Here is a 5,438-nt window from a genome sequence, read left to right as displayed (position 1 = left end):
TCGCCCATTGGGGTGATATCTTCAGAATACGAAAGCCGGTTCCCTGGGTCACTATTAGGGAGTGTGCGCCTTCCTTCCGGATTTCCAAAGAGATCAAAGGAGTTCATGCGACGGTTTGTTGGTGAGGCGCTGAATGAGTGCGCCAATGCTGCTGATAATAAGGCTTACAAGCGCAATGCCCAAAAGGCGGTGGGCGTAGCCGTCGGGCGGATACAAGATAGCCGCGGCAGCTGCCAAGCCAATGAGCAGAGCAACTATAAAGCGGATGTACTGCGATGTAAAGCGTAGTCTAAGGTTGAAAACAACGTACATGCCGTAGATGACGCTACTGGCCACGAACCCGGTGCCAAAACGATGCGTACTGAGGAGTTCAAGCCCAATAGTGAACCCAATGAGGGGTGGGATTCCCACTCCCTTGCGGTGAAAAAAGAGGAGGTAGAGCAGGGCGCTGTACACAAAAAGGACGGCTGTCCCTCCGGCGGGGGTAAACATGCTCAAACAGAGGAGCGCCAAGACGAAGCCAGCGATAAAGCCGCCGACTGCCTTCATGGCTGGTCAATCAGGGTGATAAAGAGTGATTGGACACGAACTGGGTCAAGGGGGAGGCGTACCCGAAAGGTCTGGGCCAGGTCACTCTTGGCAGACTGGAGGGAATCAACTTCACCAATGAGGATGCCCTGAGGAAGGCTGCCACCGAGGCCGCTTGTTTCCACAATCGCGCCCTGAGGGATATCGACGCCCTGGCTGATATCTTCCAAGATTACCCCGTTACCCGTTCCAACTAGGAAACCCTTCTCCTGTGTAGGGGTAAGCCAGGCTTGGATTTTGGATTGCAAGGAGGTTATGGAGCGGATGACGGCAGTTTGCTCCCGCACTTCTATGACGCGCCCAATAAGGGATCCTTGGGCAATGGCTGGTTGTCCAACCCGTATGCCTTGGGCCCGTCCTGCATCTACGGTAAAAGTGTAATCCAAAGGGTTGTCGCCCTGGAGGATGATACGGGTGAAGACCTTAGGCATCTCCCGTGTTGCGGTGGTTACCCCTAATTCCTTGCGTAGGTCCTCATTTTCACGCTGCAGGCTTTCGGTGGCGATTACCTGGCGTTGCAGGTCAATCACCCGCTGCTGCAGGCGGTTCCGGTCTTCGCGGATGGTATCGATACTCGTCAGGTTAAGCCACCAGTTCTGCAAGGTAAGGTTACGGTCGGTGAGGTAGCGGGCAACGGGAGAAACAACGCGGACTGCCGCATTCCTCAGCGGTCCCACTGCAACGATGGGGACAAAGAGGAGGAGTATGGAAAAAGTAAGGAGGAAAAGGTAGCGCCTAATCATTAGCGGTAAACCGTTGGTAGCAAGACTTCTTGGAGATGATCCAGGTTCTCGAGCACCATACCCGTCCCACGGGCAACACATGTCTGCGGGTCTTCAGCAATAAACACCGGCATGTTTGTGGCGTCCTGGAGCAGCCGGTTGAGCCCACGCAGGTTTGCGCCACCACCGGCTAGGACAATGCCGCGGTCCATGATATCGGCCAGCAACTCTGGCGGTGTTTCTTCTACTGTCAGTTTTACTGCGTCCACAATGGCGGCGACAGACTTCTGAATGGCCTTCCTAATTTCCTCATCGCCCACCACAATTTCCTTTGGCATGCCGGTTACCAGGTCACGGCCACGCATAGGGAAGGTGAGGTGGTCGCCAAGGGGGTAGGCAGAGCCAATGGCGATCTTCACTTCTTCAGCCGTACGCTCCCCAAGAAGCAGGTTGTACTGCTCACGGGCAAAGGTGATGATGTCCTCATTTAATTCGTCTCCCGCAATACGGAGGGAGCGTGAAGTGACGATGCCACCCAGGGAAATGACTGCCACCTCTGTAGTTCCACCGCCAATATCCACCACCATGCAGCCCGTGGCTTCTTGCACGGGAAGGAGGGCGCCAATGGCGGCGGCCATCGGTTCCTCAATGAGGAATACTTGGCGTGCACCGGCGTTCAGGGCGGCTTCTTCTACGGCACGGCGCTCTACCTCTGTTACGCCATAAGGAATACCCACTACTACGCGGGGGCGGGGAACCAGGGCGAAACGGGTCTTGTGCACCTTTTCAATGAAGTAGCGCAACATGGCTTCCGTAACTTCAAAGTCGGAGATGACACCGTCTACCAATGGGCGGATAGCCACGATGTGGGCAGGGGTGCGGCCAACCATTTTGCGAGCTTCTTCACCAATAGCCAGGACCTGTTTGGTCTTCTTGTTTACCGCCACGACGGACGGTTCGGTGATCACAACACCTCGACCCTTGACGTATACGATGGAGTAGGCCGTTCCCAGGTCTATTCCAATATCTTGGGAGATGTTAGTGGCAATTTTGTCGAAAAATGGGGCGCGCATATAGTGACACCGTATCAAGAAAAGCGAGGTGAGGCCAGGTAGGGAAGAGCAATTTTGGGTATGAAAAAACCGGACATTTCTGTCCGGTTTTGAGAGGCTAAGGGTCTTACTTGATGAGTACTTCCCACCCAGAAAGTGTAGCCTGTAGGTTTAGTGCAGCAACCATGGCGTTTGCTTCTAGTGGGAAAGAGCGTTCATCGCAGTTGAAGCTGTGCTCAATCCAACCCTCCCGCGGTGCGAAGCTTCTTGTGAGGCTATCCCCAATAAAGACATTTCTGCTGGTGTTGCGGGTGATGTATGCAAGGGTGTTATTGACCAGTTGCTGGGCATCACTTGCACCATTGGGGTTAGACGCCTCTGTGTAGAGGCAGAAACATACCCAGTAATCGCCATTGTTCTTTTGAGGCTCTTTGAAGATGGTGAGCCCAAAGGGGTGGTCCCAGCCCTGTAGGTCGGCTGGCCCTTCGGTGTAGCGAAAGACGCTGTGGAGTGTATCACCCGCAATCGTAAAGCCAATGTGGCGGGACAGGGCTACTGCCTGGCTTTTCCATTCGCCGTAGACCCCAGGGTTAAGGCCAATTTTCTCCCATAAGGTAGAGGAGATGATCAGGTTGACCCTCTCACCATCTTCTTCTGGGACAATAGCGACGGTGTCCAAGATCTCCTTGGGCAAATTCATTCCCACGAGCGCACACATACCCACGAGCCGTAGCCCACGCTGTGCGTCCTCGGTGAGTGGCATCTCAGCAGGCTTGAAGCGAGCTAGTGTAAACAGGGTGCCATCACCCCCGTAGTCTTTGGGGTGTTTGAATAGGGTAAGAGTACCGATTGATTCCAATGTAAAAATCCTCCGTTTGGTGCGGTCTTTCTACCAAAACAGGGGCCGAAGGTCAATCTGCAAGCCTTTACCTAGCGCTTAATACTGAACTTCCGTTGATGCTCCGCAAGGGACTTGGAAAGCACAAGCTCGCCATTCCGATGGAAGAAATAGGTGTAGTCGTGGTCGGCCGGGTTCATCGCAGCCAAGATGCTTTTAACACCGGGATTGCAAATGGGTCCCGGTGGCAGCCCTCGGTTGATATATGTGTTGTAAGGTGAAATCACGCCTCGGTAATCGGCTTGGGTAATGGCTCCCCAAAACTCAAAGTCCCGCGGTTTGCCTGCCTTGGCATACGCTTGGGTGTCCTTGGCGTATTGGACAGTGGGATCGGCATCCAGGGACATACCGACGCTTAACCGATTCTGGTAGATGCCGGCAATGACTGAGCGCTCCACATCGTTCTGTGCCTCACGTTCCACAATGGAAGCCAAAATAAGCTGGTCATTAGTGGGTGCGGCATCAACAAGCTTGCGCGCATAGGTCAGGCGGAGTTTTTCAATGACATCACCTGCGGGTGTGGCAGGGAAGAAGCGGTAGGTCTCCGGGAACAAAGTGCCCTCTACAGGGCTCTTGGTGGCCTCTAGGATGGCTTTGAAGTCCGCAAAAGAGGTAATGCCCGCCCTGTCCATTTGTCCGGCAATTTCCTCCCATCGCTTGCCCTCGATGACGGTAATGAGGATGTCCTCACGCTTGGCATCGGCAATCGCGTTCCGGGCGCTCCGGCGTTCAGACACAATGTTCCAGCCGGCAAAGAAAATGCCAAAAAGGGTGCAGATGGTAAGGATGAAGATGACAACGAAACGGTTTACCATGCGGTCCCGTTTTGTTCCAAGTAGTCCTGCAGGATGACTGCCGCAGCGGCTGCGTCTTTGTCCACATCAGGGAACTGGGCCAGGGCGTCTTGGGTGCTGTGAAACTCGTTCACTTCTACTACTTCCGTGGTTAGGCCGGCAGTCTTTATGCCCTCGCGGAGATGGTCAAGAAGGTGCGCAGTTTTAAGGGCCTGGGCGGTGTTTTCGCCTTCTTCTCCCAGCGGCATGCCAACCACAATGGTGGCAATCTCGTACTGGTTAATGAGGGCGATGATTGCCTCCACCAGGGGTTGGCTGTGGGGGAGTTTCCACTCCACCGTAGTTAGCGGCTGTGCAATGAGGCCGCTTTCAGAAAGGGCAATGCCGGTGCGGTGAAGTCCAATATCGAGTCCTAAGTAGGGTGCAGCCATCGTGGTTGTCGTTACTAACAGAAATCGGAACGCCTATTCGTACTTCAGGTCAATGAGAATGTACCTGTTGACTGAAGGATGTCGCTTAATTGGCCACCAACCTGGCCGCTGGGTAGTGGCAGTAGTGGCGGTGGGAACCTGGTCCTCAATGAGTTTTTCCCCGGCAGCAAAGCTCTTTCCTGAAAGCAGGGCGGGGAACTCTTCAATAGGTACGATTGGCGCTTCTTTCCCAGCCAGCTTGGCGGAAAGTGTCATGAGTTTACCATCCTCACTTTGGGTGGCAACCGTAATTTCTTTGCTGGTGACCTGGTAGCTCTTGGTGGTGAGCTGCTCACCACGGAGGCGGTCGGAAATAGCGTTGTCCAGTTTGGATGTTTCTACCACGGTGCGGCGGATAGAAGCGCTGCCTTTCACCTCACCACCCTCTGCCTCGGCGCCAACGGGAACCGTACTACTTACGTCGCCCATCTCCAGCTTGTCTGAGTCGGCCTTAAAGGTAAGGGTGCGGTTGGCAAGCAGGTCAGCTAGTTTGACTTTTACGTCATCGGTGAGCTGTTTGACCAGCTCTGCTTTGGCATCTACTAGGTCTTGGCTGGATACCACGGTTACAGTCTTACTGCTTCCACCACTGGCGGTGACTACGGTAGAGACACTGTCTTTGCCTACTGCCACGTTGTTGCCGAGTGTGTTGCTCATATTGCTCCCAGCACCTGCCTCGGTGGCGGTGATAGGGGAAGACCCGCTTCCTGGGGTAATTTTCCCGCCAGAAATGGTGAGGCCATCCACAATGGCAGCGGCATTGGTGACAAAAGTCTTACCGCCGGCAGTGATGGTCGTGCCCTCTGGGATGGTGAGCTTGTTGGTGGTGGAGCTGTTACTGAAGGTTACGGTGCCGGTTGCTTTTTCGCCGACATCCTTGGAGCCAGTGGCCTTGAAGGAGTGGGTTTTCTCGC

Annotated in this window: 7 protein-coding genes; all 7 read right to left on the bottom strand. The window is 54.5% G+C overall.

Features of this window, described 5'->3' with window-relative positions; genetic code table 11:
- Positions 1 to 93: 93 nt before the first annotated feature.
- Positions 94 to 549, bottom strand: a complete 456-nt coding sequence (locus VLA04_05615) for a hypothetical protein (GenBank protein HSI21142.1) — start codon at positions 547 to 549, stop codon at positions 94 to 96.
- Positions 546 to 1,331: a rod shape-determining protein MreC gene (mreC, locus tag VLA04_05610; protein ID HSI21141.1), complete on the bottom strand. Its 786-nt coding sequence runs from the start codon at positions 1,329 to 1,331 to the stop codon at positions 546 to 548. Before mreC ends, VLA04_05615 begins: the two co-directional genes overlap by 4 nt.
- The gene (locus VLA04_05605; protein HSI21140.1) at positions 1,331 to 2,383 is read right to left on the bottom strand and encodes a rod shape-determining protein; all 1,053 of its coding nucleotides are present in this window, start codon (positions 2,381 to 2,383) and stop codon (positions 1,331 to 1,333) included. The genes mreC and VLA04_05605 overlap by 1 nt, the downstream gene beginning before the upstream one ends.
- Positions 2,384 to 2,489: 106 nt before the next feature.
- Entirely contained in the window at positions 2,490 to 3,221 is a 732-nt protein-coding gene (locus VLA04_05600; GenBank protein ID HSI21139.1) for a hypothetical protein, read from the bottom strand.
- 71 nt (positions 3,222 to 3,292) lie between these two features.
- Positions 3,293 to 4,075, bottom strand: a complete 783-nt coding sequence (gene mltG / locus VLA04_05595; protein HSI21138.1) for an endolytic transglycosylase MltG — start codon at positions 4,073 to 4,075, stop codon at positions 3,293 to 3,295.
- Positions 4,069 to 4,485 carry a Holliday junction resolvase RuvX gene (gene ruvX / locus VLA04_05590; GenBank protein HSI21137.1) on the bottom strand — a complete coding sequence of 139 codons (417 nt, stop codon included), beginning with the start codon at positions 4,483 to 4,485 and terminating at the stop codon, positions 4,069 to 4,071. The genes mltG and ruvX overlap by 7 nt, the downstream gene beginning before the upstream one ends.
- A 33-nt stretch (positions 4,486 to 4,518) precedes the next feature.
- A partial coding sequence (locus tag VLA04_05585; GenBank protein ID HSI21136.1) for a hypothetical protein occupies positions 4,519 to 5,438 on the bottom strand: 920 nt, incomplete at its 5' end.

It is taken from the genome of Verrucomicrobiia bacterium (assembly GCA_035460805.1).
GTDB lineage: Bacteria > Patescibacteriota > UBA1384 > CAILIB01 > CAILIB01 > DATHWI01.
Note: the sequence above shows the minus strand (reverse complement) of the source record. Positions and strands in the feature narration are given on the sequence as shown.